A 23,913-nucleotide genomic window follows, 5' to 3' on the forward strand; every position below is an offset into this window, starting at 1 on the left:
AATGGAAGAATGCCGCTGATTTGCCCGACGTGTCAAGCAGCCTTCGAGCGTCTGCCGCCGCCGGCTCCTTTGCATGGGGTTGTTCCTCGACATTTTGGCAGTGCGCCCCTGCGACGTGCCAATCCGCGTTCCCCTCGCCTGCCATGGCCAGCCGTTGTAAACCAAGACCATGAACGCCGCGAAGCCCGCTTCTCCCGACATCCCCGCCCTCGCCCGTGCCCTCCGTACCGGCCACCGCGCCGCGCTGGCGCGGGCGATCACGCTGGTCGAGAGCAGGCGCGGCGATCACCAGGCGGCGGCGCGCGAGCTGGTGCAGGCGCTGCTGCCCGACACCGGCAAGGCGGTACGGGTCGGCATCACCGGCTCGCCCGGGGTCGGCAAGTCGACCACAATCGATGCGCTCGGCATGTTCCTGATCGAGCGCGGCCACAAGGTCGCGGTGCTGGCGGTCGATCCCTCCTCGGCGCGCACCGGCGGCTCGATCCTCGGCGACAAGACGCGGATGGCGCGGCTCGCCGCCTCCGACCAGGCCTTCATCCGCCCCTCGCCCTCCTCGGGCACGCTCGGCGGCGTCGCCGCGAAAACCCGCGAGGCCATGCTGCTCTGCGAGGCGGCCGGCTTCGATGTGGTGCTGGTCGAAACCGTCGGCATCGGCCAGTCCGAGACCGCGGTCTGCGACATGACCGACTTCTTCCTGGCACTGATGCTGCCCGGCGCCGGCGACGAGTTGCAGGGCATCAAGAAGGGCCTCGTCGAGCTCGCCGACATGATCGCGATCAACAAGGCCGACGGCGACAACCTCAAGCGCGCCAATCTTGCCGCCGCCGATTATCGCAGCGCGCTGCACATCCTCAGCCCCCGCTCCGAGCATTGGCATCCGCCGGTCGAGACCTATTCGGCGCTGACCGGCGCCGGGCTCGACAGGCTCTGGCAGAAGATCCTCGACCACCGCACCGCGATGACCGCCTCGGGCGAGTTCGCCGGCCGCCGCAAGGAGCAGCAGGTGAAGTGGATGTGGTCGATGCTGGAGAGCCGGTTGATGGCGCGGCTGCGCTCGGACGCCGCGATCCGCGCCAAAGTCAAGAAGATGGAAGCCGAGGTCGCCGCCGGCCGGATCTCGCCCGCCGTCGCCGCCGAAGAGATCGCGGAGCTGCTGCATTGAGCGGGAAGCTGCGCATCCTGCTCACCGGCTTCGGCCCGTTCCCGGGCGCGCCGTTCAACCCGACCATGCCGCTGGTGAAGCGGCTGACTGCGCTGCGCCGACCGGCCTTCGACGACGTCGCGCTATCGAGCCATATCTTCGACGTCACCTATGCCGCCGTCGACCGCGAATTACCGGAGCTGATCGCAGAACATCGCCCGCAGGCGCTGTTGATGTTCGGCCTCGCCGGCCGCAGCTCGCATCTGCGGATCGAAAGCCGCGCCCGCAACGCGGTGACGACGCGCTTCCCCGATGCCGGACGCCAGCTTGCGCGCAAGGGATCGATCGAGAGCGGCGCCGATGCGCAAATGTTCGGGCCGCACAGCGAAAAGCTGCTGCGTGCCGCGCTGGCGACCGGGATCGATGCCCGGGCTTCGCGCGATGCCGGCAGCTATCTCTGCAACTATCTGAGCTGGCGCGCGATCGAGGCCGTCAATGACGACAATGGTCTCCGTCTCGTGCAATTCGTCCATGTTCCGCCGCTCGCCCATGACGGCACGGCAGTACCCGGCAAATCATCGATCACGCTGGAAGCGCTGGTCGATGCCGGCGAGGCCATGCTGCTGGAGCTGGTGAAACTGACCCGGCACGCCTCGCGCGCGTGAGGGTGCGGATCGGGCGGTGCAAGTGCACGCCCCTAGTTGGCATCCTCCAACTCACGCGTACGCAAGCTGCGCATCATTTCAATAAATTCAGGCTCCGCAGGATCGATCTTGCGGAATCTGTAAGGCTCGAACCCAATCATCGGAGGAGGTAACGCGACGCCTGATAGCCCGACGGTCAGACTCCCCGTCCAGGTCGTCCCGATGAAATTGACACGGTAGATGCGCCCCTTGTGCAGCAGATGATGGATGGGCACTACCGGCCCAATGGCTCCTTTCTTCGGGCCGTTGTCGATGCAGACAACCAGGTCTCCCACGTCAAACACCGGTCTCTCCTCTCAAGCCAGCGGGCGAGCAATAGTCCAGACGCGTCAACCGTAGACACCGGCAAATGCTAAAATTGCATCGAATGACGAGGTGTGCAGCGACGTGAATCGGTTGCACCCGCGATTAACCCTACCGTCAACAATCGCCCCGCTGCGTCGGCGTATTCACCATGCCGCGCCGCCTTTCGCGCTACCACTCGACCCGCGAACGTCACCGCTCGCGACTATGTGCGAGGGCCATGCCCATGGACGTCAACCGCCGCCATCTGATCGGAGCAACCGCCGCCGGCGCAACCGGAGTGCTTGCGATGTCGCCGGACGCTGCGCGTGCGGCGCAATCGGCCGGCTCGCTCGGCCGCGACGTCACCCAATATGGCGTCCGCCCCGGCAGCCCCGACGATCAGACCCGCAATCTGCAACGCGCGATCGACGATGCCGCGCGCGCGCAGGTGCCGCTGGCATTCCCACCCGGCGTCTATCGCAGCGGCCTGGTGCGGCTTGCGCCCGGCAGCCAGCTGATCGGCGTGCGCGGCGCGAGCCGGCTTGTCTTCAACGGCGGCGCCTCGCTGCTGGAAGCCGAAGGCGCCGGCGGCGTCGTCCTGATGGGGCTGACCTTCGACGGCGGCAGCATCCCGCTGCCGGCGCGGCGCGGCCTGGTGCATTGCCTGTCCGGCCGCGACATCCGCATCACCGATTGCCAGGTCACCGGTAGCGGCGGCAGCGGCATCTGGTTCGAGCAGATGGCGGGCGACGTCAGCAACAACATCTTCACCGACATCGCGGGCACCGCGCTGGTGTCGTTCGATGCACTCGGCCTGCTGGTCGCGCGCAACACCATCAAGGGCACCAACGACAACGGCGTCGAGATCCTGCGCAGCGCGATCGGCGATGACGGCTCGATCGTCGCCGACAACCGCATCGAGGACATCAAGGCCGGCCCCGGCGGCTCCGGGCAGTACGGCAACGCCATCAACGCGTTCCGCGCCGGCAATGTGATCGTGCGCGGCAACCGCATCAGAAACTGCGACTTCTCCGCGGTGCGCGGCAATTCGGCGTCCAACATCCACATCACCGACAACAGCGTCAGCAATGTCCGCGAAGTCGCGCTCTATTCGGAGTTCTCGTTCGAGGCCGCTGTCATCGCCAATAACACCGTCGACGGCGCCGCGATCGGCGTCTCCGTCTGCAATTTCAACGAGGGCGGCCGTATCGCCGTGGTGCAGGGCAACATCATCCGCAACCTGCTGCCGAAGCGCCCGGTCGGCACCGACCCGAACGACGGCGCCGGCATCGGCATCTATGTCGAGGCCGACAGCACCGTGAGCGGCAACGTGATCGAGAATGCGCCGACCTTCGGCATCGTCGCCGGCTGGGGCAAGTACCTGCGCGATGTCGCGATATCAGGCAATGTGATCCGCAAGGCGTTCGTCGGCATCGGCGTCTCGGTGGTGCCGGGCGCCGGCTCCGCGCTGATCAACAACAACATGATCTCGGAAACCCCGGGCGGCGCGGTGGTCGGGCTCGACCATGCCCGCCCGATCACGTCGGATCTGTCGGCGGGCGGCGCCCAGCAATATGCCCAGCTCGTTGTCGGCGCCAATGCGGTTCGGCGCTAGCGCGTATTGTGTGAGCACGATCTTTCGGAAAACCGCTTCACACTTTCCCGGATCATGCTCTACAGCGCGTTGCGCAGCAGCGGATAGCGGCGCTGGATGGTGTCGAGATCGAGCACCGGCGGCCGCGCCGCCGGAGGGGGCATCTCCAGCGGCGGCGCATCAGTGACGGCGGGGGGCTCCTCCAGCACCTCGGCCGCCGTCTCCAGCGCGGCTGCAACCGCGGTCATCGCGGCCTCCGCCAGTGTCGCGGCGTCCGACCGGCGCTCCGGCCTCGGCGAGAAGCGGCGCGGCGGCAGGATCGATTTGCCGCGGCCGAGCCAGGCCAGGTCGATCGGCGAATTATCGAGGGCGGCTTCGCGCGTCAGCAATTCCCGCCAGATGTCGACCGCGGCGCGGGCTTCCCTGATGTTCTCGAGAAAGGCCTGCTCGGTGTGATAGCGGCGCCAGCGTCCGGTCTCGAACAGTTCGGTAAGGTATTCCAGCCTTTGCTCGGCGAGGTTGCACCAGCGTGCAACGATTTCCTGGCCTCTGGCCACGTCGGTCCGATGTGTCATTCAAACTTGCCCGTAAGGAAAGAAACGGACGCAGACGCAACGGAACCGAATCAACTGGACGCGACCCTGATATTCTGTGGAAAAGGTAAATAAAGTCTAACTGAATTCTTAATCGGCAACGGGCGACGAAAGAAGTCCGCTCGACTACGGAGTTTCTTGCGCGAACCATCGTCAGGTCATCGGCTTGCATGGCTGCGATCCGCATCGTGTCCGCGCCCCGCGCAGCCGGATGATCCACAGCAATCGTCGCCGCCATCGCGCACCTTGCCGTGGCGTTCGCGATCGCGCCGCGCAAGGCCTGGGGCATCCGCTGGGCCGGCCAGCCGGTCATGCAAGGGTGTCCCAAAAAGCAAAGACCCGTCCGGGGGGACAACCGGACGGGTCAAAGCCATATGGGCGCTTGGGGTGGATGGGCGCTCGCGCCTGATATAGCCGGGGAGGGATAAACCGCTCCCACACACATAAGTCGTGAGAGGAAGGCGGACGTTCAAATCCTCGGCGATTTTTTTAACCTTTTCCCGGCGCGGTTCCGCCGTACCGTTTCAGGCGCTGCGTGCCGAAAATCACTGCGCAGCAAGGCGATTTGCAGTGGAAACCTCCGATGCGAACGACCACGCGGGTTCGTTCAACACGCGGCTCACGGAAGTGTTATTGCGATGAGGACGTTGCGAGGGCTGCGACGGTTTGTCCGCAACCGCGACAATGGCCGCGTCCGATCCGGCCGCAACTAACCTCGACCGGGAAATCGTCCGTCGCCTACGGCGTTTCGACCGCGAGGCTGACGATCTTCTCTTTTTGCAGACGGGCGATCAGCGCGGCGACGCTGTCCTTGTCCATCGCACGGAACTGCAAGCGGAACATGCCGCCTTTCCCGTCGACGATCGCGCCCTGATAATTGTCCAGCAGCGCGGTGATGTCGGCGATCCGGGCATCGGGCGCGAAGCGCACCAACAGCCGCGTCGGCGGCGCCGCCACACTGGCACCGAGGTCACGGGTGACCGGCGCACTGGCCGGGCTCGGCGCAGCCGGCGCGCTGCGTTGTTCGACGGCATCAAGCGAGGCGGTCTGGAACGGGGCCGGCTGACTGCGCATCAGCACCGCCCCGATCACGCCCGCCTGCAGCAACACCACGACCGCACCGACGCTGGACGACCAGGCCAGCGTCCGCGGCGACAATTTGGAAAAGAACTCCGAGATCCCCGCCGACACGCGCGCGCCCGCCGACGGCTTGCGCTCCGGCTCGGCATCGATCGCGGCAAACAGCTTCTGCATGGCGCGCGCCGACGGCGCACCGAGGCTTTCGTTGAGGCCGATGGTCTCGGCATATTCCTCGCGGATGACGGCATATTGCCGGGCGAGCTCCGGATCGGACGCGAGCGCGTCCTCGACACGGCGCGCGTCACGCGCGTTCAACGTGCCGGCCGCGTGCCAGGGCAGCAGCATCTCGACATCGTCAGGATCCTGGCCCTGCACTTTCTTGTTGCTCGCAGCCATCATGGCCAACCTCGCTCGACACCGGCTGCCTTCAGCAACTCGGCAAGTTTCTTGCGCGCATAGAACAGGCGCGTCTTCACGGTATTCTCCGGAATCCCTACGATCTCAGCGACATCTTCCACGGATTTCTCGTGATAGTAGACAAGATCGACAATTTCCCGATGTTCCGCCGATAGTCCTGTCAGGCACTTGCGCAGCGTGTCACCAGTGTCCTTCTTCTGCACTGCCGTTTCCGGATCGTCGGACGTATCCTCGATCGCGTTCGCGGCCTCATCGTCCAGTTCGGCGTCTTTCCTGCGCCGCAGCGAAGACAACGCCTTGAACCGGGTAATCGCCAGAAGCCAGGTTGAAACGGCGGATCGTCCCTCGAATTTGCCCGCCTGACGCCACACGTCCAGGAAGACCTCGCTGATGAGGTCCTCCGCCACCTGTTCGTCCCGCACCAGCCGAAGCCCGAAGCGGTACACCCTGACATGATGCCGTCCGTACAGCACCTGCATGGCAAGCCGGTCGCCTTGAGCGATCCGAGCGATCAGAACATCGTCTGAAGCCGCCTGTGTCGCGCTCAATGGCCGTCTCGCAAAGTTGGTCTGAGGGGGGTGGCGCGTGGTTCGACGCGAGAGCCAAGATTCTTCACATTACGGCAATGTCCGGACCGCATGTGTGATCTATGACACAGTCGGCGATTCCAATGAGGGAAAATCGTCGGCGACTCCAAGAATGGTATCATAATACTTTAAACTCTCGCAGGCTCGCTTCGCGCGCGACCATAGCAAGGCTTCGCAGCCATACCAGCGCCGTCGCGAAGGGGGCCGCGGCGGAAGCCCTCGCCACGATCGCACCCGGCCGGCCCAGCCGGCCGGATTATCCTTACGAAACAAGGGCCATGGCCGGGTTTCACCGGGGTTGTTTCGGTTCCAAAAGATACCAAACCTAAAGGCTTTCCCGCTTAGATTTCGCCGGATTTCAGCAATGGCGAGACCATGGGCAGCGCTGCGACGTCACTTCCCGGCCCGATCGCGGATGCATCGGACAGCGGCCGTCCCAGGCTGACGCGCGAGCGCCTGGCGCGCCGGGCGAGGCAGCGCCGCCAGATCCAATCGATGATTGCCGCCTGTTTCGTGCTCGATGCCGTCGTGCTGCTGATCTACGCGCATGCCGGCACCACGACCGTTGCGGTGGCGACGGGGTATGCCCTGACCGGCCTCTCGCTGGTCGCCGTCTATGTCGTGCTCTCGGAGCGCGGCTTTCACGAGCGCTTCCGCGACCACTATCTGGTCGCGCCGCAATCGGCCGTCAACATGGTGAACCTGCTGCTGTTCACCTACATCGCGCCGGAAGTCGGCGTGCTGTTCCTCTGCAACCTGTTCGTGGTGTTCGGCTTCGGCGCGCTGCGCACCTCGGCGCGGCAGACCGCTGTGGTCTGGACCATCATGGTGCTGGGCCTCGCCGCGCTATTCCTCGGAACCGACAAGGCGATCGGGATGCCGACCGCCACGAAGATCGACCGCCTCGCCACCATGATGGTGTTCGCGCTGACGATCGGGCGCTGCATGTGTCTCGGCATCTTCTCGAGCACGATGCAGCAATCGCTGTATCAGAGCGGACTGAAGCTGAAGGAGGCCTACCGCCGCATCGAGGAACTCGCCGAGCTCGACGAGCTGACCGGCACCTCCAACCGCCGCAGCATCATGCGCACGCTCGAGGACGAGATCGCGCGCTGTGCCCGCAGCGGCAGCTCCTGCGCGATCGCGCTCATCGACCTCGACCATTTCAAGCGCATCAACGACGTCTACGGCCATCCGATCGGCGACGAGGCGTTGCGCACCTTCGCCATCGGCATGTTCGCCAATCTGCGCAGCATCGATCGCTTCGGCCGTTACGGCGGCGAGGAATTCCTGCTGGTGCTGCCCGGCCTGTCGCAGGACCAAGCGACGCGCGCGCTCGAGCGGCTGCGCGCGATCATCGCCGACCTCGACTGGAGCGCGTTCTCGCCGGGCATGCGGGTCACGATCTCCGCAGGCGTCACGACACTGAAGCCGCAGGAAACCTCCGACACATTGCTCGCCCGCGCCGATCGCGCGCTTTACGCAGCCAAGGCCAGGGGACGCAACCGCATCGCCGGCGCCTGAACCCCTTTCATTTTCCCAATACGGCGACGGAGAAGCCGCCGCCACCGCTCCAGGACAGAGTCATGAGTTCGAAGCCCGCGACCGCCCCTGAAAGTCTGCTCGACGAATTGCAGACCACCCTCGCCCACGGCACCGTCGCACGCCGTGTCGAGACGCTGCGCCGGGTGACCGACCTCTTCATCAACGGCTCGGTGAATTATTCGGATGAGCAGATCGTGCTGTTCGACGACGTCTTCCAATGCCTGCTCGAGCATATCGAAAGCTCGGCCAAGGCGCTGCTCGCCAACCGCCTCGCCCCGATCGACACCGCGCCGCCGCAGACCATCCGCACGCTGGCATTCGACGACCTGATCGAGGTCGCAGGCCCCGTGCTGACGCTGTCGCCGAGGCTCGACGACGACACCCTGATCGAGATGGCGCGCAGCAAGAGCCAGGCGCATCTGCTCGCGATCTCCAACCGCAAGTCGCTGAGCGGCGCCGTCACCGATGTGCTGGTACTGCGCGGCAATGACGAGGTGATCCAGAGCGCGGTCAACAATCCCGGCGCGGAATTCACCGAGCGCGGCTTCACCCGCCTGGTCAGCCGCGCCGAGGGTGACGAGAACCTGTCGACCTGCGTCGGCCTGCGCCCGAACATCCCGCGGCATCTCTATCTCAAGCTGGTCGCCAAGGCCTCGGACACGGTCAGGCAGCGGCTCGAGGCCGCCAATCCGCAGCAGGCCAAGGAGATTCCGATCGCGGTGAAGGAGGCAACGCGACGCGCGCGCTCGGCACCGGCCGCCGTGACGTCGGACACCACCATCGCGCACGCGCTGGTCAAATCGCTCTACCAGGACGGACGGCTCGACGAATTCCAGCTCGCCGCTTTCGCCGAGGCCGGCAAGTTCGACGAGACCAACGCCTCGCTCGCTGCGCTCGCCAACGTCTCGGTCAGCATTGCAGAGAACATGATGATCGAAACCCGCGCCGAGGGCGTGATGATCCTGGCCAAGGTCTCTGGCCTGTCATGGTCGACGGTGCGATCGATCATCAACCTGCGCGACGAGATCTCGGGCACCGAGCCGACCGATTTGCAGGCCTGCAAGGACACCTATGAGCGGCTGCGGCCATCGACCGCGCAGCAGGTGCTGCGCTTCCATCGCATGCAGCAGTCCGCGCCTGTGGCTGAGTTATCCCAATCTCATCTGCGGTAGCCCGGATGGAGCGCAGCGCAATCCGGGACCAGTCCTTCCGCGGATAAAGACCCGAATTTCGCGGAGCCTGTCATCGGGCGCGCGTTCGCGCGACCCGTTGGCTCCATCCGGGCTACGATCGCTAATAGCGTAACGCCCGATTTCCCATCCATGCGCCGACACTCGCGACGATCGCCGTCGCCAGCGTGTACCAGGTGGCGACGAACAGCGGCGAGTCATCGGTGCAGTGCGAGGCATAGACGGTTGCCGCAAGCCCCGCCGACAGCAGGCCGGCCACCGCGCCTGCGACCGCCGGCCGTGCCGGCGCGCCCTGCCGCAGCCCGTACAGCGCACCGACCAAGAGCGGCAGCGACATCGCGGGGATCGCGGTCATGCACGCCATCGAGTTCTTGCCGATCAGGCGCGTCATCATCGGCGTCCGTTGCGGCATCATCATCTCGCCGCTGATGGCGGCAACGAGGATGCCGGCCGGAATCAGCAGCCACCAGCCGAAACCGCGCAGCGAGGCTTCCGGCCGCGACAGATGCAGGCTGACCGCGGTCGCCGAGGCAGCGAGCGCTAGGGTCACTGCGAATTTCAGGTCGAAGAACGGATTGTGCATCGCGCTCATCACGTCCGGCCGCACGCCGAGCTCGGCGAAGAAGATCAGGAGCGAGACCGGCGCCGCCGCCAGCAGCGCCAGCATCAGCGCCAGACCGATCGGACGCGCGCGATAGGCATTGTCGGCGGCAAGGGTTCGAATGAGTTGATCGGTATCCATGCTCATCGGTCCCGTAATTTCGCGGTGAGGCTCGCAAGCCCGCGATGCAGCGCGACCCGCACCGCGCCCTCGGTCATCGAGAATTTCGCCGCGGTATCCTTGATCGAGGCGCTGTCGACCGCAATCGATTGCAGGACATCGCGCTGCCGCGCCGGCAGCGCCTGCAGCTGCGCGGTGACCTCGCTGGGCGAGGCCGTCGGCTCCGGCGCCTCCCCCGGTAGCGTCTCGGCAAAATCATCGATGTTGACGAAGATGCGCCGGCCGCGGCGGCGCAGCGCATCGATCAGCTTGTTGCGCGCGATCGCAAACAGCCACGGCGCGAACGGCGCACTGGTGTCCCAGGTCTGTCGCTTCAAATGCACCGCCAACAAGATGTCCTGCACGATGTCCTCGGACTGATCGACCGGTTGACCCGCACGCGCCAAGCCACGTCGCGCCGCGGCACGGAGTACCGGCGTGATGGCCCTGAGCAGGCGATGATACGCCGCGTCATCGCCTGAAATGGCCGACCGCATCAGGTCGGTCCATTCATCCTCACGTTCGCGCACGCAGGCTCCTGAATTGCAATTCGGCCGATCTTTCAGTTCGTTACGCGGCAAACCAACAACATCACGAATTCGTGATCGCGATCCTCCGGCCAGGCCGCGCCGAGCATCAGCCGCAAAGAATCGCTCTCGGGGGTTTTCAGACGGAACGGCTCATAACACCGATCGGTCCGACAAGCACCGGGCTGTCGCCGCCGACGAGCCGGTGGGACGAAATTGCCCAGCTTTTGCCCCCTCAGGCCCGAAGATTCCCTCTTTCTGCCCCGGTGTGGACACGCAGCCGGGTCTCTTTTCGCCTCTGGGCGGGCATCATGGGGAGATCATCAGAATGAAGATCAAAGCCAGCGGGCGCTTGGGCTTGATGATTGCGACAGGGCTGACAGGGCTTGTCGTGTGTCTCGCAGCTCCGTTGCCGGCATCTGCGGCCGGTTCGGACGCGTCTGCATCAAAATCCGACAACGCAACCACCGACACGTCCGCGCAACAGAGTTCGCGGCATGGCCGGCGCCATGCGCGTCAGCAGTCTTCGAAGACCGCTGATAAATCCGAGGGCAAGAAGGCCACGAGCGATGCCGGCAGCGTGACCTCGGCGGGCATGCCCGCCACGATCGCCAATGCCAATGCGGAGCTGACCTCCGGCGACGGCAATGCGAGCCCCCCGCCCGCCAGCGTCAATCCCATGATGGCTGCCTCCGACACGCAACCCGATAGCAACGTGGTCGCGTCCGACCAGCTCAACGATGTTGACCGGGCCCTGCAGCAGGGGCAGCCGGCGGAACAGCCGCAACCGGCTCAACCGCAGACCGCGCAACAGGAAGCGCCTGCGCCGCAGCCCCCGCCTGCCGCCACGGCCGCCCCCAAGCCGGCCCCCGTTCTGGCGAGCAGCGACAGCGCGAGCCTGGACCAGACCTCGCTGATCGGGAAGATCTTCATCGGCTTCGGCGCCCTGCTCACGGTGGCCTCCGCCGCACGGATGTTCATGGCCTAGCCGAGGGTCCTGCGGCGCAGAAGCGCCGCGGGCGCGGCCCAAAGCCTCGTTGCAGCCACTTGAAGCGCATCCCGCCAGCGGGCACATTGCCCGCCAAATCAGGCACGGGGTTTGCGCCATGGCTACGTTCGAATTCATCATCGTCGAGAGCAAGGGACCGGTCGGCGTCATCACGCTGAACCGGCCGAAAATGCTGAATGCGCTGTCATTCGGCGTGTTCCGCGAGATCGCCGCGGCGGTCGACGATCTCGAGGCCGACGACAAGATCGGCTGCATCCTGATCACCGGCAGCGAGAAGGCCTTCGCCGCCGGCGCCGACATCAAGGAGATGCAGCCGAAGGGCTTCATCGACATGTTCAACAGCGACTTCACCGCGATCGGCGGCGACCGCGTCGCGCGTTGCCGCAAGCCGACCATTGCGGCGGTCGCGGGCTATGCGCTCGGCGGCGGTTGCGAACTCGCGATGATGTGCGACATCATCATCGCCGCCGACACCGCCAAGTTCGGCCAGCCGGAAATCACCCTCGGCACCATTCCCGGCATCGGCGGCACCCAGCGGCTGACCCGCGCGATCGGCAAGTCGAAGGCGATGGACCTCTGCCTCACCGGGCGGATGATGGACGCGGCGGAAGCCGAGCGCTCCGGCCTGGTGTCGCGGATCGTTCCGGCCGACAAGCTGATGGAAGAGGCGCTCGCCGCGGCCGAGAAGATCGCCTCGATGTCGCGTCCGGCGGTTGCGATGGCCAAGGAAGCCGTCAACCGCGCGTTCGAGACGCCGCTCGCGGAAGGCATGAATGTCGAGCGCAATTTGTTCCACTCGACCTTCGCGCTCGAGGACCGCTCCGAGGGCATGGCGGCCTTCATCGAGAAGCGCAAGCCGGTCAACAAGAACCGCTAATCTCCCCGGCTTCCTTGTAGTGCGGCGGTGACGAGCGCGCGATAGGCGCGCTCGGCAACATGCGTCGGCTTGTCGAGGCCGAGCCGCGCCAGGCATTCGCGGTCGGCGGCGTCGGGCGGATGGTGCATGCCCTGCCACAGCAGGCCGGCGAGCCGCAGCGGGGCGCGCTGCGCCTGCTGCAAGAGCTGCAAGGCTGGAATCAGCCGCTGCTCGACTTCGGTGAAGTCGCTGCCGAACGGAAATGACGGCAGGAGCCCGGCGGTGCGCGCGGGCTTCAGCGCAGCGCCGATGCGCTCGGGAAAATTTTCGCGATGGGCCGCTGCGATCTCGTGGTTGCGCGGCAGCTTGCCGGCGTCCTTGGCCTGCCGCATCAGCTCACCCTGGAAGCGCGAGTCCGATACCTGCAGCATCGCGGCGATCACGTCCGCGTCGGATTTCCCGCGCGTATCCGCAACGCCATATTCCGTGACGAAGATGTCGCGCAGGTGTCGCGGAATGGTCTGGTGGCCGTAGGACCACCGGATATTCGACTGCACCTGCCTGCCGGACTGATGGGTCGCCTCAAGTGCCAGCACCGAGCGCGCGCCCTCCAGCGCGAAGGCCTGCGCGACGAAATTGTACTGGCCGCCGACGCCGCTCACGACCTGGCCATTCTCGAGCCCGTCAGAGACCGCAGCCCCGAGCAGCGTAGCCATCATCGCGTTGTTGACGAAGCGCGCATCGAGGCGGGCGCGGCGCTTGCCCGTCTCCTCGCCGAAGATCTCGTTGGTGAAGGACACCGGCATCATCTGGATACGCGCCAGTTGCTCGCCCGGCATCTCACGCAGCGCGCGGTAAAAGGATTTCGGTCCGAGGAAGAATGCGCCGTGCAGGATCACGCCGTCGACATCGCGCTTGAGGATGCCGGCATCGATCAGCCCGATGAACGCCTCGAACAGCATCTCGCTGACGCCGTAGAGGCCCTTCTCGAATGGCCCGGTCTCGGCTGCCGCGAGCTGCTCGGTGCCGGGCGCAAGGCGCTGCATGATGCCGTGGAAGTGGGCGTTGTCGCGATGGCGGAGCACGAGCCCCTGCGCCAGCGCATCGCCGACCTGCCCGATGCCGATCTGCAGCGTGCCACCGTCGCGAACCAGTCCGGCCGCATGCAATCCGATCGCATATTTGGTATCGCTGATCGGCTCCGATGGCGGCGCGAACAGCGGGAAGTCGGTGTCCGGGCTGTCGAGCACCGCGGCGAATTCATCCGCGGGCAAGTCGCCGGGCCCGGGCATGAACGGCAGCTCGGAATTGACCTGGCCGATCAGCTTGAACGACGCCTTGCCCTGCGCGCGGGCGTCCAGCACGTCGAGCGTCGTGTCGGTGTTGCAGCTCAAACTGTAGCGCGGCACGCCGTCGACCATGCGCTTGGCGACCAGTTGGGGAACGACGTTCAATCCGCGCGACAGCAGGTAGGACGCCGCATGGGTGTAATTGGCGGAGATGTAGTTCTGCTGCGCGAAGGGCCGATACAGCCACTGTCCCGCGAGGAAGAAGAATTCGATCACCTTGACGTTGGGCGGAAGCGCGCCGTGACGCAGTCCATCCGCATAGGCGAGATCCGGATATCCGCCGAACAGGCGATCGATCACCGGGCCGATGAAGCGTTGTTCGAGCAGGCTGTTCGGCTTCGGCTTTTCCAGCGTCAAAGCCGAGAACAGCGTCAGATTGATCGAGCGGTCGGCGACCGCCCGCGCATACAGCGCATTGATGACGTGGTTGGCCTTGCCGAGGCCGAGCGGCAGCCCGACCACCAGCTCGGTTCCGACGTCACGAACGATGTGCTCCGCGATCGCCTCGGGGTCAGAGAAAAACTTGGGCATCTGCAATGAACCCGGGCAGGCAGTGGATAACCGGCGCCGCTGAATCGACGGCCGGCGGTTCGAACTTATACTTCATATGACAGTTGCGTTCGCCTGTGACGAACCGGCAACAGACAAGAACCGAAAGATGTGCAGATGTCGGGGCGCGGTTTGCCTGTGGCGGCGCCGCCCCGTAAACAGGTAGATGTGTCGACGGCGTCGGCGGAGGCGGACTGTCGGGGCTTTAGTGTGCGGGACCACATGGTTGAGCGTGCCGCTGATATCGGCGAGGTAGCGAGGCGCGTGCTTTTGTCGGGCATCGGCCTTGGCGCCTTGGCGTGCGCGCTGCTGAGCTGTCCTGCCGCCCGCGCCGAGAGCCTGCCCGAAGCCCTGGTCAAGGCCTATCAGACCAATCCGCAGCTCAATGCCGAACGGGCGCGCACAACGCGCCACCGACGAGAATGTGCCGCAGGCGCTGGCCGGCTACCGCCCCCAGATCACCGCCGGTCTCTCGGTCGGCCTGCAGGCGGTGCGCGACCAGCTGCCCGGCAACGTCATCCAGACCGCGACGCTGAAGCCCTGGCAGATCGGCGTCACGGTGACCCAGACCCTGTTCAACGGCTTCAAGACCGCCAACAGCGTCCGCGTCGCCGAGTTGCAGGTGCAATCCGGCCGCGAGGCGCTGCGCAATGTCGGCCAGGGCGTGCTGCTCGACGCCGTCACCGCCTATACCAACGTGCTGGCCAACCAGACCCTGGTCGAGGCGCAGCGCTCCAACGTCGCCTTCCTGAAGGAGACCCAGGCGATCACGCAGCGCCGCCTCAATGCCGGCGACGTCACGCCGACCGACACCGCCCAGGCCGAAGCCCGGCTCAACCGCGGCCTCGCCGATCTCAACGCCGCCGAGGTCAACCTCGCGATCAGCCAGGCCACGTATGCGCAGGTGATCGGCAACCCGCCGTCGCAATTGCGGCCCGCCGAGACCACCGACCGGCTGCTGCCGCGCAGCCGCGAGGACGCGATCGCATTGTCGCTCCGCGAGCACCCCGCCGTGACCGCGGCCGGTTTCGACGTCGACGTCGCCTCGACCTCGATCCGCGTCGCCGAGAGCAGTCTGATGCCGAACGTCTCGGTCCAGGGCAGCGTCAGCCGCGCCCGTGATACCGACCCCACGCTCGGCACCTTCGGCACCGATCAGGCGTCGGTGATCGGTCAGATCACCCAGCCGATCTACGACGGCGGCACCGCGGCATCGCAGACCCGGCAGGCCAAGGAAGTGGCGGCGCAGAGCCGGCTGGTGCTGGATCAGGTGCGCAATCAGGCCAAGACCGCCGTGGTCAGCGCCTGGGTCGCCAATGAGGGCGCCAAGATCGCGGTGTCGGCCTCCGAGTCGGAGGTGAAGGCCGCCGAGGTTGCGCTCGCCGGCGTGCAGAAGGAAGCCGCCGGCGGCCAGCGCACCACGGTCGACGTGCTCAACGCCCAGCAGGATTTGATCACGGCGCGGGCGCGGTTGATCGGAGCGCAGCGCGACCGCGTGGTCGCTTCCTACACACTGCTCAGCGCGGTCGGCCGCCTCGACGTCAAGACGCTCAATCTCAAGACGCCGGACTATCTGCCCGAGGTGCATTACCACCAGGTCCGCGACGCCTGGCACGGCCTGCGCACGCCGTCCGGACAATAGGTTTTGTGGAACCGTTCGCGCAGCGAACGGACCCTTCCCGCCCGCTCTCTCCGCCGATAACCTCCCGCCCCGCCGGCCATCAACAACGCCGGTGCGCGGAGTGCGCGCATAACAGCCGAGCACGCAGGGAGACGTCCAATGCTGACGCGACGCGATATGATGCTGGCTTCCATCGCAGCCGGAGTGACCATGACCAGCAGCAACGCATTTTCCAAGGCCGCACAACCATCGACCGCGGTGAATTTCGACGTGCCTGCCGGTGCGTGCGACTGCCACACCCACATCCATGGTGATCCCGCCCAGTTCCCGTTCTTCGCCGGCCGCGTCTACACCCCGGAACCGGCCTCGCCGGAGGAGATGAGCGCGCTGCACAAGGCGCTGCATATCGAGCGCGTGGTGATCGTGACCCCGAGCGTCTACGGCCCCGACAATTCGTCGACGCTGTTCGGCATGATCGCTCGCGGGCCGACCGCGCGCGGTGTTGCCGTGATCGATGACAAGACCAGCGAGGGCGATCTTGATGCCATGCACAAGGCCGGTTTCCGCGGCATCCGCCTCAACCTCGCGACCGGCGGCGTCAACGATCCCAATGTCGGCCGGCAACGCTTCTCGGCCGCGATCGAGCGGATGAAGGCGCGCGGCTGGCATGTCCAGCTGTTCACCAGCCTCGCGATGATCTCCGCGATCAAGGACCTGGTCGCCGCGGCGCCGGTGCCTGTGGTGTTCGACCATTTCGGCGGCGCCGAAGCCGCGCTCGGCACCGGCCAGCCGGGGTTTGACGACCTGCTCGCGCTGGTCAAGTCCGGCAAGGCCTACGTCAAGATCTCCGGCGCCTACCGCGCCTCCAAGCTCGCGCCCGACTATGCCGACGCCGCGCCGCTGGCGCAGGCGCTGATCGCGGCCAATGCCGAGCGCATCGTCTGGGGCACCGACTGGCCGCACCCGGATTCGGTGACGCCGCCGGGCAAGAAGGCCACCGACGTGACGCCGCTGCATCAGATCGACGACGGCCGCCTCCTCAACCAGCTTCCGGTCTGGGCGCCGGACGCCGCGGTGCGCAAGACCATCCTGGTCGACAATCCGGCACGGCTCTACGGCTTCACCTGACGCTATCCCTCGGCCGGCGCGAGAAGTAGGAGATCAGCACCGGCAGCGTGATCAGGATCACCAGCGGCGCCAGCATCATGCCGGTGACGACGACGATGGCGAGCGGCTTCTGCACCTGCGAGCCGATGCCCTCGGACACCGCCGCGGGCAACAGGCCGATGCCGGCGACGACGCAGGTCATCAGCACCGGACGAAGCTGCAACTCGCCGGTGCGGATCACCGCGCGCATCCGGTCGTAGCCTTCGTCGATCAGCTGGTTGAACTGCGACAGGATGATGATGCCGTCCATCACGGCGATGCCGAACAGCGCGATGAAGCCGATCGCCGCCGACACGCTGAACGGGATGCCGGAGATCAAGAGCCCGAGCACGCCGCCGAAGATCGCCATCGGAATCACGCTCATCGCCAGCATAGTGTCAACCATCGAGCCGAAATTGAAGAACAGCAGCACCGCGATCAGCACGAGGCTGATCGGCACCACGATCGACAGCCGCTTGATCGCGTCCTGCAGATTGCCGAACTCGCCGACCCATTCGAGACGCGAACCGGGCGGCAACTGGACCTGCTCGTTGACCTTCTGCTGCGCCTCCAGGATCGCGCTGCCGAGGTCGCGGTCGCGCACCGAGAACTTGATCGGCAGATAGCGTTCCTGCTGCTCGCGATAGATGTAGGCCGCGCCCGAGACCAGCTTGATCGAGGCGACCTCGCTCAGCGGGATCTGCGTGATGCCGCCATTCGGATTGTTCGCCCCGACCCGCAGGTTCTGGATCGCCTCGGCGCTCTTGCGGTAGTCCGGCGCGAGCCGCACGATGATCGGGAAGTGCCGGTCGCTGCCGGGTTCATAGAGATCGCCCGCGCTGTCGCCGCCAACGGCGACCTTGATCGTCGCGTTGATGTCGCCCGGGGACAGGCCGTAACGCGCCGCCCGCGCGCGATCGACGTCAATCTGGACGGTCGGCTGGCCAAGCGAGGTGAACACCGCGAGGTCGGTGACGCCCTGCACGGTCGACAACACGGACTTGATCTTGTTGGCGGTGTCGGTCAGCGCCTGCAAATCGTTGCCATAGAGCTTGATCGAGTTCTCGCCCTTCACGCCCGACACCGCCTCCGAGACGTTGTCCTGCAGATATTGCGAGAAGTTGAACTCGACGCCGGGGAACTTGTCCTGCAGCTGCCCGAGCAATTGCGCGGTGAGTTCGTCCTTGTCGCGCGTGTTCGGCCATTCGCTGGCCGGCTTCAGCGGCGCGAAGAACTCGGCGTTGAAGAATCCGGCCGCGTCGGTGCCGTCGTCGGGACGGCCGTGCTGCGACACCACCGACACCACCTCGGGGCGGCTGCGGATCAACTTGCGCATCTCGTTGACATAGGCGTTGCCCTCCTGCAGCGAGATCGTCGGCGGCAGCGTGGCGCGGATCCACAGATTGCCCTCTTCCAGCTTGGGCAGGAATTCGAGGCCGAGGAAGCGCACGAAGATGATGGTCGTGACCACGAGGCCGGCGGCGCCGGCCATCACGATCTTGCGGTTGGCGATCGCCCAGTTCAGCACTGGCAGGTAGATCGCGTCGAGCTTCTTGACGATCCAGGTCTCGGTCTCATGGATATGCGCCGGCAGGATGATCGCGCTCAGCGCCGGCGTGATCGTGAAGGTCGCCAGCAGGCCGCCCGCCAACGCATAGGCATAGGTCCGCGCCATCGGCCCGAAGATGTTGCCCTCGACGCCGCCCAGCGTGAACAGCGGCAGGAACGCGGCGACGATGATGGTTGCGGCGAAGAAGATCGAGCGCGAGACGTCGGCGGCGGCCGACAGGATCGCATGGCTCTTCATCCCCATCACCGTATCCTCGGAGATGTGCGCCCGCTCGATCTCCGACAGCGCCGTGGTCTGCGACAGCCTGCGGAAGACCGCTTCCACCATGATCACGGTGGCATCGACGATCAGGCCGAAATCGATCGCGCCGACCGACAGCAGGTTGGCGGATTCGCCGCGCAGCACCAGGATGATCACGGCAAAGAACAGCGCGAACGGGATCGTCGCGCCGACGATCAGCGCGCTGCGGAGATCGCCGAGGAAGATCCACTGCAGCAGCACGATCAAGAGGATGCCGACCACCATGTTGTGCAGCACAGTGTGGGTGGTGAGCTCGATCAGGTCCTTGCGGTCGTAGATGCGCTCGATCTTGACGCCGGGTGGCAGGATGGTCGAATTGTTGATCTGGTTGACCAGCTGCTCGACGCGGGAAATCGTCGGCGAAGATTGCTCGCCGCGGCGCATCAGCACGATGCCCTGCACGATGTCGTCGTCACCGTCGATGCCGGCGATGCCGAGCCGCGGCTTCTCGCCGATCGTGACCGCGCCGACGTCCTTGACCAGCACCGGATTGCCGCCGGACTGCGCGATCATGGTGTTGGCGAGATCGTCGATCGAGCGGATCAGGCCGACGCCGCGCACCACCGCCGACTGCGAGCCGATGTTCACGGTGTTGCCGCCGACATTGATGTTGGCGTTGGAGACCGCCTGCAGCACCTGCGGCAGCGTCAGGCCGTTGGCGACCAGCTTGTTGAAGTCGACCTGGATCTCGTAGGTCTTGGTCTTGCCGCCCCAGCCGGTGACGTCGATCACGCCGGGTACCGCCCGGAAGCGGCGCTGCAGCACCCAGTCCTGCAGCGTCTTGAGGTCGAGCACGCTGTAGTTCGGCGGCCCCTTCAGCCGGTAGCGGAAGATCTCGCCGATCGGGCTGGTCGGCGAGATGCCGGGCTGCACGTTGCCCGGCAGTGGTACGAGCTGCGACAGCCGGTTCAGCACCTGCTGCAGCGCCTCGTCATAGGTGTAGTCGAAGGAGAACTGCAGTTTGACGTCGGAAAGGCCGTACAGCGAGATGGTGCGGATGGTCTTCAGGTTCTTGATACCGGCGACCTGGGTCTCGATCGGGATCGTGATGTAGCGCTCGATCTCCTCGGCCGAGAGGCCCGGACTCTGGGTCACGATGTCGACCATCGGCGGGGTCGGGTCGGGATAGGCCTCGATGTTGAGCTGCTGGAACGCGAGCAGACCGCCGATGAAGACGATGGCGAACAAGGCCACCATCAAGTAGCGGCGATTGACGGCGATTGCGACAAGGCGATCCATTCAGATCGGAGCTTTCAACGGTGAGGATTTTTCTTGCTGGGCATGGTCGATCCGGAAAAGCCGGGTCCCCGTTTTCCGGATCATGCGTCGTTAGGTTCCGGACGCGGCGCGGTCGATGAAGAGGCTTCCCTTCGTCACGATCTGCTCGCCCGGCTTGAGGTTGCCGGCGACCTCGACGAGATCGCCGTTGATAAGGCCGGGCTTGATCTGACGCAGCTCGATCGACTTGTCGTCGGGCTTCGCGACCCAGACGCGAACCTGATCACCCTCATAGATCAGCGCCTGCTTCGGCACGCCGACCGCCGGATGCTCGCCCTTCGAATACAGCGTCACGTTGGCGAACATCTCCGGCTTCAGGCGGTTGTCGGCATTGTCGATGGTGGCGCGGACCAAGAGCCGCCGCGACGTCGGATCGATCGCCGCGGCCACGTAGTTGATCCGGGCCGTGAGCGTCTTGCCCGGCAGCGCCATCACGCTGAAGCTGGCGTCCTGCCCGACCGCGACATTGTCGGCGTCGGACTCACGGACATAGGCGATCAGCCAGACGGTGGAGAGATCGCCGATCACATAGACCGGGTCGCTGGCGCCGGTCGAGACATACTGGCCCGGACCGGCCTTGCGCTGCACGATGGTGCCGCCGAGCGGCGCGAACACCGTCGTCTCCGGATTGAGCCGGCCCTTCTGCTGCAGCGTGGTGATGGCGTCGTCGCCGAAGCCGAGGATGTGCAGCTTGTTCTGCGCGGCTTCCAGCAGGGTCTGCGCCGAGCGAGCATCGTTCTGCGCCTGCACCAGCGTGGCCTGCGCCTGCTGATAATCCTTCAGCGGGATCGCCTTGCCGTCGGACAGGTCCTTGGCGCGCTTCTCCTGGATCGTGGCGAGGTCGAGCGCCGATTGCGCCTTGTTGAGGCCTGTCATCGCCGCGACATAATCGTTCTGCGCCTGCACCGTGTCGGCGGCTTCGATCACGAACAGCGGCTGTCCCTTGATCACGCTCTCGCCCGGCCGCACCAGCAGGCGGGTGACGCGCCCGGTATAGGGCGAATACACCGGAGTCGAGCGATCTTCGTCGATCCCGATCTTGCCCTCGGTCACCAGTTCGGAGCGGAAGGTATGCTCGGTCACCGCCTGGAAGGTCAGGCTGGCCCATTCGGGCGCGGTCGGGGTATAGCGCGATCCGCCCTTGCGGGACTGGCTGGACACCTCGGACGATGGCGTCGGCTTGGCCGCGCTGAGACGCATATAGCCGTACACGGCGGCACCGGCCAGCGCCGCCACCACCACCACCGTCACCAGCCGCGGTCGGCTAAGGGTCTGCATTCGTTTGCTAAGCTCTCTAAGCATGCGGTCCGGGGCTCGGTCGCTGCCGCTGCCGGCGAGACGGCCTCAGCGGTGCGCTAATAGTGCCGAATTGGTGTCGCAAACAACCTAAAAAACGTGGTTTGGCTGCGCTTGAGGTTAAAGTTTCGTCGGCATGAACGGCAGCTGAATATCTCATCCGGGAAACTCCGGGGGATGGCTGCCGAGCGGCATGGACGGACGGGACCAATGCGCCGGGGTCCGCGACAGGATCGCCGCGTGCCGGACCGAGCTCAACGTGCCGAAACCGGACGGCAGCTGCTCGATGAACGGCCGCACCGCATCCGCCTTGAGGTCCTCGGTGGCAAGGCCGGTTTCGAGACGGCCGAGATTCCACAGCCAGCGCCCGGTCTGCGCCAGCGACACCCGGACGTGCCAGCTGCCGCCCTCGCGGGCCTGGCGCGCCTTGGCCATCATGGCGCCGAACGCCATGAAATATCCGGTGGCATGGTCGAGCATCTGGGCCGGCAATTCCTTCGGTCCGTCGACGCCGGCCGCCTGCCCCTCGGCATGGTTGAAGCCGGTCGTGGTCTGCACCAGCGAATCGAAGCCGCGGCGCTCCGCCCATGGTCCGGCATGGCCATAGGCCGACAGCGTCACATAGACGATCCCGGGATTGATCCGCGCGGCGTCCTCCGGCGCGAAGCCGAGCCGTGCAATCGCCTGCGGGCGATAGCCCTGCGAGAGGATATCGGCCTGCGCCACCAGGCCGCGCATCACCGCCCGTCCCTGCTCGCTCTTCAGTTCGATGAGGCTCGTCAGCTTGCCGCGGCCGGTGTCGATGGTCAGCCACGGGATCGCCGGCAGGTCGGGGCCGGAGACCAGCAGCACGTCGGCGCCATGCGCCGCGAGCGTGCGGCCCGCGACGGGACCTGCGATCACGCGCGACAGGTCGAGCACCCGGATGCCGGCCAGCGGCCGGTCGCCGGCAGGCCAGGGCTTGGGCGCAGCCTCGCCGATCTTCTCGATCGAGATCAGCGGCAGTTTCGCCAGCTCCCTGGCATGCGGGGTCGCCGACCATTCGTCATGTGAGCGCATCAGGGCGACGACGCCGCCTTCGGCATAGGCCGCGGTCTCGAACGCCTCGCCGTCCCGTTGCAGCAGCGCGGCCTGAACCTCGTCGCGCTCGGCATTGCAGCCGAGCACCTTGCAGACGGCATCGCGGTGATGCGGGAAATTGGTGTGGAGGCGGACGAAGCGGTTGTCGCTGACGCGGTAGACGCCGGCGATCTTGTCCCAGACCGCCGGCGGCGGCTTGCCGTCGACGCGCAGATAGCGCTCGCTGCGGCATTCGACGACGGCATGGCGGATGTCGACCGCGACCTCCTGCCCCTCGCCGCTGCGGGCTTTCCAGATCTCGGCCGCGGCAAGGCCGGCGGCTGCGATCGGCGCCTGCGCGGCGGCGGCGACCCGAAACGACGACGGCAGTTGCGGCTCGCTGCCGGTGAGTGTGACCGCATCGAGCGCGGCCGGTGCGCCACCGGCGCCGGTCCAGAGATCGAAAAGGATTTCACGAATGCTCTGCATGCGCATTCCCGTTTGCGATTATTCTATGCCCGAGCATGATGACAGAAAGGCGATGCCCAATTTTTCTCGTGAGTTTAGCTCTGCCTGACCCACACAGGAGTTGCAATGGCTGCCATCGATCCCCTCACTGCCGGCGCAGTCTTCGTCGCGACCGCGGCGACCGACGCGGTCTATGTCATGTTCACCTCCGCCGTCGTGGCGCGCAAGCGCGTGCCGGCGGCGACCTGGAGCAGCATCTGGTATCTGCTCTCGTCCTATGCGGTGATCAGTTACACCGAAAACTGGGTGTATGTCGCCTTCGCCGCGGCCGGCTCGTGGGTCGGCGCCTATGCGTCGATCACCTTCCTGCACCGCCCGCCGGGCGGACCGCCGGTGGGCGCCGCGGTGGAATAGTGTGCAGCTGCGAATGGATTGATCCGCCTGCGAAAGCAGGCGTCTTGTAAGCTTCGCGTAAGCTCCGCGTAAGCTACGTGTCAGCATTCTCGCGACATGATCTGTCCGAGCTTTGCTGTTCGTTCCGCCCTCTCGCTTAGCAGAGGGCGCAGGGAAAGCCGGGTGCCGATCGCACCCATGGGCCCCGTGCAATGGGTAGTAAGCACGGGGGTAGGACCACAGGTGTAACCGGAAACAACCCGGCTTTCCCTGCGCGATGGGTTACGGCTTATACGTGCTCTCCCCGGCGAGACTTGGCTTTGTTGTCACCGTCTTCGCGACGCGCATTGCGCAATCCGAAAGACACCTACCACTAGGGCGTCAGGCCTGCACGACTTCGCCGTCCGCTTCATGCGCATTCGTCGACTGCGCAATCGGCGTCCACCGCATCTCGACCCACGTTCGTGACGACCGCGAAGCGCCCCTCGTGTCGGGCGAGACTTCGGATTTATAGCACTGAGTTGCGCTTCCGATAAAGCGAAATATTTTCATCAATCGGGATTGACAGGTTTTTGCTGAGTTGTCCGTCGGGCAAC

General features: G+C 65.7%; 19 protein-coding genes and 1 pseudogene. 10 read left to right on the forward strand and 10 right to left on the reverse strand.

All coding sequences use genetic code 11. The features are described from left to right. Positions 1-169: 169 nt before the first annotated feature. Positions 170-1,162 carry a methylmalonyl Co-A mutase-associated GTPase MeaB gene (meaB, locus tag ACVIW0_RS24995; protein WP_461354765.1) on the forward strand — a complete coding sequence of 331 codons (993 nt, stop codon included), beginning with the start codon at positions 170-172 and terminating at the stop codon, positions 1,160-1,162. After that, a complete protein-coding gene (locus tag ACVIW0_RS25000; RefSeq protein ID WP_461354766.1) occupies positions 1,159-1,806 on the forward strand; it encodes a pyroglutamyl-peptidase I in 648 nt (215 codons plus the stop codon). The genes meaB and ACVIW0_RS25000 overlap by 4 nt, the downstream gene beginning before the upstream one ends. 32 nt (positions 1,807-1,838) lie before the next feature. Here the strand turns inward: ACVIW0_RS25000 and ACVIW0_RS25005 are convergent, their stop codons facing one another. Next, a complete protein-coding gene (locus ACVIW0_RS25005) occupies positions 1,839-2,129 on the reverse strand; it encodes a hypothetical protein (RefSeq protein ID WP_461354767.1) in 291 nt (96 codons plus the stop codon). A 245-nt stretch (positions 2,130-2,374) separates the two neighbouring features. Between ACVIW0_RS25005 and ACVIW0_RS25010 the strand changes: the two genes are divergently transcribed. Then, positions 2,375-3,745 carry a TIGR03808 family TAT-translocated repetitive protein gene (locus ACVIW0_RS25010; protein WP_461357416.1) on the forward strand — a complete coding sequence of 457 codons (1,371 nt, stop codon included), beginning with the start codon at positions 2,375-2,377 and terminating at the stop codon, positions 3,743-3,745. Positions 3,746-3,804: 59 nt separating this feature from the next. Here the strand turns inward: ACVIW0_RS25010 and ACVIW0_RS25015 are convergent, their stop codons facing one another. The 3 genes from ACVIW0_RS25015 to ACVIW0_RS25025 form a co-directional block, all read right to left on the reverse strand. Continuing rightward, the gene (locus ACVIW0_RS25015; RefSeq protein ID WP_461354768.1) at positions 3,805-4,299 is read right to left on the reverse strand and encodes a TIGR03809 family protein; all 495 of its coding nucleotides are present in this window, start codon (positions 4,297-4,299) and stop codon (positions 3,805-3,807) included. Positions 4,300-5,055: 756 nt separating this feature from the next. Next, positions 5,056-5,793: a hypothetical protein gene (locus tag ACVIW0_RS25020; protein ID WP_461357417.1), complete on the reverse strand. Its 738-nt coding sequence runs from the start codon at positions 5,791-5,793 to the stop codon at positions 5,056-5,058. After that, positions 5,793-6,362, reverse strand: a complete 570-nt coding sequence (locus ACVIW0_RS25025) for a sigma-70 family RNA polymerase sigma factor (RefSeq protein ID WP_456755824.1) — start codon at positions 6,360-6,362, stop codon at positions 5,793-5,795. The genes ACVIW0_RS25020 and ACVIW0_RS25025 overlap by 1 nt, the downstream gene beginning before the upstream one ends. Positions 6,363-6,776: 414 nt before the next feature. On the opposite strand from ACVIW0_RS25025, the gene ACVIW0_RS25030 reads away from it, so the two are divergent. Both ACVIW0_RS25030 and ACVIW0_RS25035 read left to right on the forward strand, forming a co-directional pair. Then, entirely contained in the window at positions 6,777-7,925 is a 1,149-nt protein-coding gene (locus tag ACVIW0_RS25030; protein WP_461354769.1) for a GGDEF domain-containing protein, read from the forward strand. 62 nt (positions 7,926-7,987) lie between these two features. Continuing rightward, positions 7,988-9,118, forward strand: a complete 1,131-nt coding sequence (locus tag ACVIW0_RS25035; RefSeq protein WP_461354770.1) for a DUF2336 domain-containing protein — start codon at positions 7,988-7,990, stop codon at positions 9,116-9,118. Between the two features lie 121 nt (positions 9,119-9,239). Here ACVIW0_RS25035 and ACVIW0_RS25040 read toward each other — a convergent pair whose 3' ends face one another. Together ACVIW0_RS25040 and ACVIW0_RS25045 are read right to left on the reverse strand one after the other, a co-directional pair. Further along, the gene (locus tag ACVIW0_RS25040; protein WP_461354771.1) at positions 9,240-9,878 is read right to left on the reverse strand and encodes an NrsF family protein; all 639 of its coding nucleotides are present in this window, start codon (positions 9,876-9,878) and stop codon (positions 9,240-9,242) included. Positions 9,879-9,880: 2 nt separating this feature from the next. Next, positions 9,881-10,426, reverse strand: a complete 546-nt coding sequence (locus ACVIW0_RS25045; protein WP_461354772.1) for a sigma-70 family RNA polymerase sigma factor — start codon at positions 10,424-10,426, stop codon at positions 9,881-9,883. A 325-nt stretch (positions 10,427-10,751) separates the two neighbouring features. Between ACVIW0_RS25045 and ACVIW0_RS25050 the strand changes: the two genes are divergently transcribed. Next, on the forward strand, positions 10,752-11,411 hold the full coding sequence (locus ACVIW0_RS25050) for a hypothetical protein (protein ID WP_461354773.1): 660 nt from the start codon (positions 10,752-10,754) through the stop codon (positions 11,409-11,411). A 118-nt stretch (positions 11,412-11,529) separates the two neighbouring features. Further along, positions 11,530-12,309, forward strand: a complete 780-nt coding sequence (locus ACVIW0_RS25055; RefSeq protein ID WP_137476460.1) for an enoyl-CoA hydratase — start codon at positions 11,530-11,532, stop codon at positions 12,307-12,309. On the opposite strand, the gene ACVIW0_RS25060 is transcribed toward ACVIW0_RS25055, so the two are convergent. Further along, the gene (locus ACVIW0_RS25060) at positions 12,306-14,168 is read right to left on the reverse strand and encodes an acetyl-CoA hydrolase/transferase C-terminal domain-containing protein (protein ID WP_461354774.1); all 1,863 of its coding nucleotides are present in this window, start codon (positions 14,166-14,168) and stop codon (positions 12,306-12,308) included. The genes ACVIW0_RS25055 and ACVIW0_RS25060 overlap by 4 nt on opposite strands. A gap of 240 nt (positions 14,169-14,408) precedes the next feature. On the opposite strand from ACVIW0_RS25060, the pseudogene ACVIW0_RS25065 reads away from it, so the two are divergent. Then, a pseudogene (locus ACVIW0_RS25065) lies at positions 14,409-15,828 on the forward strand (TolC family outer membrane protein). 138 nt (positions 15,829-15,966) lie between these two features. Continuing rightward, positions 15,967-16,935 carry an amidohydrolase family protein gene (locus tag ACVIW0_RS25070; protein WP_461354775.1) on the forward strand — a complete coding sequence of 323 codons (969 nt, stop codon included), beginning with the start codon at positions 15,967-15,969 and terminating at the stop codon, positions 16,933-16,935. On the opposite strand, the gene ACVIW0_RS25075 is transcribed toward ACVIW0_RS25070, so the two are convergent. From ACVIW0_RS25075 to ACVIW0_RS25085, 3 genes are all read right to left on the reverse strand, one after another. Continuing rightward, positions 16,928-20,062 carry an efflux RND transporter permease subunit gene (locus ACVIW0_RS25075; protein WP_461354776.1) on the reverse strand — a complete coding sequence of 1,045 codons (3,135 nt, stop codon included), beginning with the start codon at positions 20,060-20,062 and terminating at the stop codon, positions 16,928-16,930. The two genes, ACVIW0_RS25070 and ACVIW0_RS25075, sit on opposite strands and share 8 nt — an antisense overlap. A gap of 90 nt (positions 20,063-20,152) precedes the next feature. Then, on the reverse strand, positions 20,153-21,403 hold the full coding sequence (locus ACVIW0_RS25080; protein ID WP_461354777.1) for an efflux RND transporter periplasmic adaptor subunit: 1,251 nt from the start codon (positions 21,401-21,403) through the stop codon (positions 20,153-20,155). Positions 21,404-21,553: 150 nt separating this feature from the next. Then, entirely contained in the window at positions 21,554-22,945 is a 1,392-nt protein-coding gene (locus ACVIW0_RS25085; RefSeq protein WP_461354778.1) for a CoA transferase, read from the reverse strand. A gap of 105 nt (positions 22,946-23,050) precedes the next feature. Between ACVIW0_RS25085 and ACVIW0_RS25090 the strand changes: the two genes are divergently transcribed. Beyond that, entirely contained in the window at positions 23,051-23,338 is a 288-nt protein-coding gene (locus tag ACVIW0_RS25090) for a hypothetical protein (protein ID WP_461354779.1), read from the forward strand. Positions 23,339-23,913 lie beyond the last annotated feature (575 nt).

This window comes from Bradyrhizobium sp. USDA 4454 (assembly GCF_054822705.1).

Coding starts and splice junctions, on each gene's coding strand:
- meaB (WP_461354765.1), top strand. CDS start 170: ATGAACGCCGCGAAGCCCGCTTCTCCCGACATCCCCGCCCTCGCCCGT.
- ACVIW0_RS25010 (WP_461357416.1), top strand. CDS start 2,375: ATGGACGTCAACCGCCGCCATCTGATCGGAGCAACCGCCGCCGGCGCA.
- ACVIW0_RS25015 (WP_461354768.1), bottom strand. CDS start 4,299: ATGACACATCGGACCGACGTGGCCAGAGGCCAGGAAATCGTTGCACGC.
- ACVIW0_RS25020 (WP_461357417.1), bottom strand. CDS start 5,793: ATGGCTGCGAGCAACAAGAAAGTGCAGGGCCAGGATCCTGACGATGTC.
- ACVIW0_RS25030 (WP_461354769.1), top strand. CDS start 6,777: ATGGGCAGCGCTGCGACGTCACTTCCCGGCCCGATCGCGGATGCATCG.
- ACVIW0_RS25035 (WP_461354770.1), top strand. CDS start 7,988: ATGAGTTCGAAGCCCGCGACCGCCCCTGAAAGTCTGCTCGACGAATTG.
- ACVIW0_RS25040 (WP_461354771.1), bottom strand. CDS start 9,878: ATGGATACCGATCAACTCATTCGAACCCTTGCCGCCGACAATGCCTAT.
- ACVIW0_RS25050 (WP_461354773.1), top strand. CDS start 10,752: ATGAAGATCAAAGCCAGCGGGCGCTTGGGCTTGATGATTGCGACAGGG.
- ACVIW0_RS25055 (WP_137476460.1), top strand. CDS start 11,530: ATGGCTACGTTCGAATTCATCATCGTCGAGAGCAAGGGACCGGTCGGC.
- ACVIW0_RS25060 (WP_461354774.1), bottom strand. CDS start 14,168: ATGCCCAAGTTTTTCTCTGACCCCGAGGCGATCGCGGAGCACATCGTT.
- ACVIW0_RS25070 (WP_461354775.1), top strand. CDS start 15,967: ATGCTGACGCGACGCGATATGATGCTGGCTTCCATCGCAGCCGGAGTG.
- ACVIW0_RS25075 (WP_461354776.1), bottom strand. CDS start 20,062: ATGGATCGCCTTGTCGCAATCGCCGTCAATCGCCGCTACTTGATGGTG.
- ACVIW0_RS25080 (WP_461354777.1), bottom strand. CDS start 21,403: ATGCTTAGAGAGCTTAGCAAACGAATGCAGACCCTTAGCCGACCGCGG.
- ACVIW0_RS25085 (WP_461354778.1), bottom strand. CDS start 22,945: ATGCAGAGCATTCGTGAAATCCTTTTCGATCTCTGGACCGGCGCCGGT.
- ACVIW0_RS25090 (WP_461354779.1), top strand. CDS start 23,051: ATGGCTGCCATCGATCCCCTCACTGCCGGCGCAGTCTTCGTCGCGACC.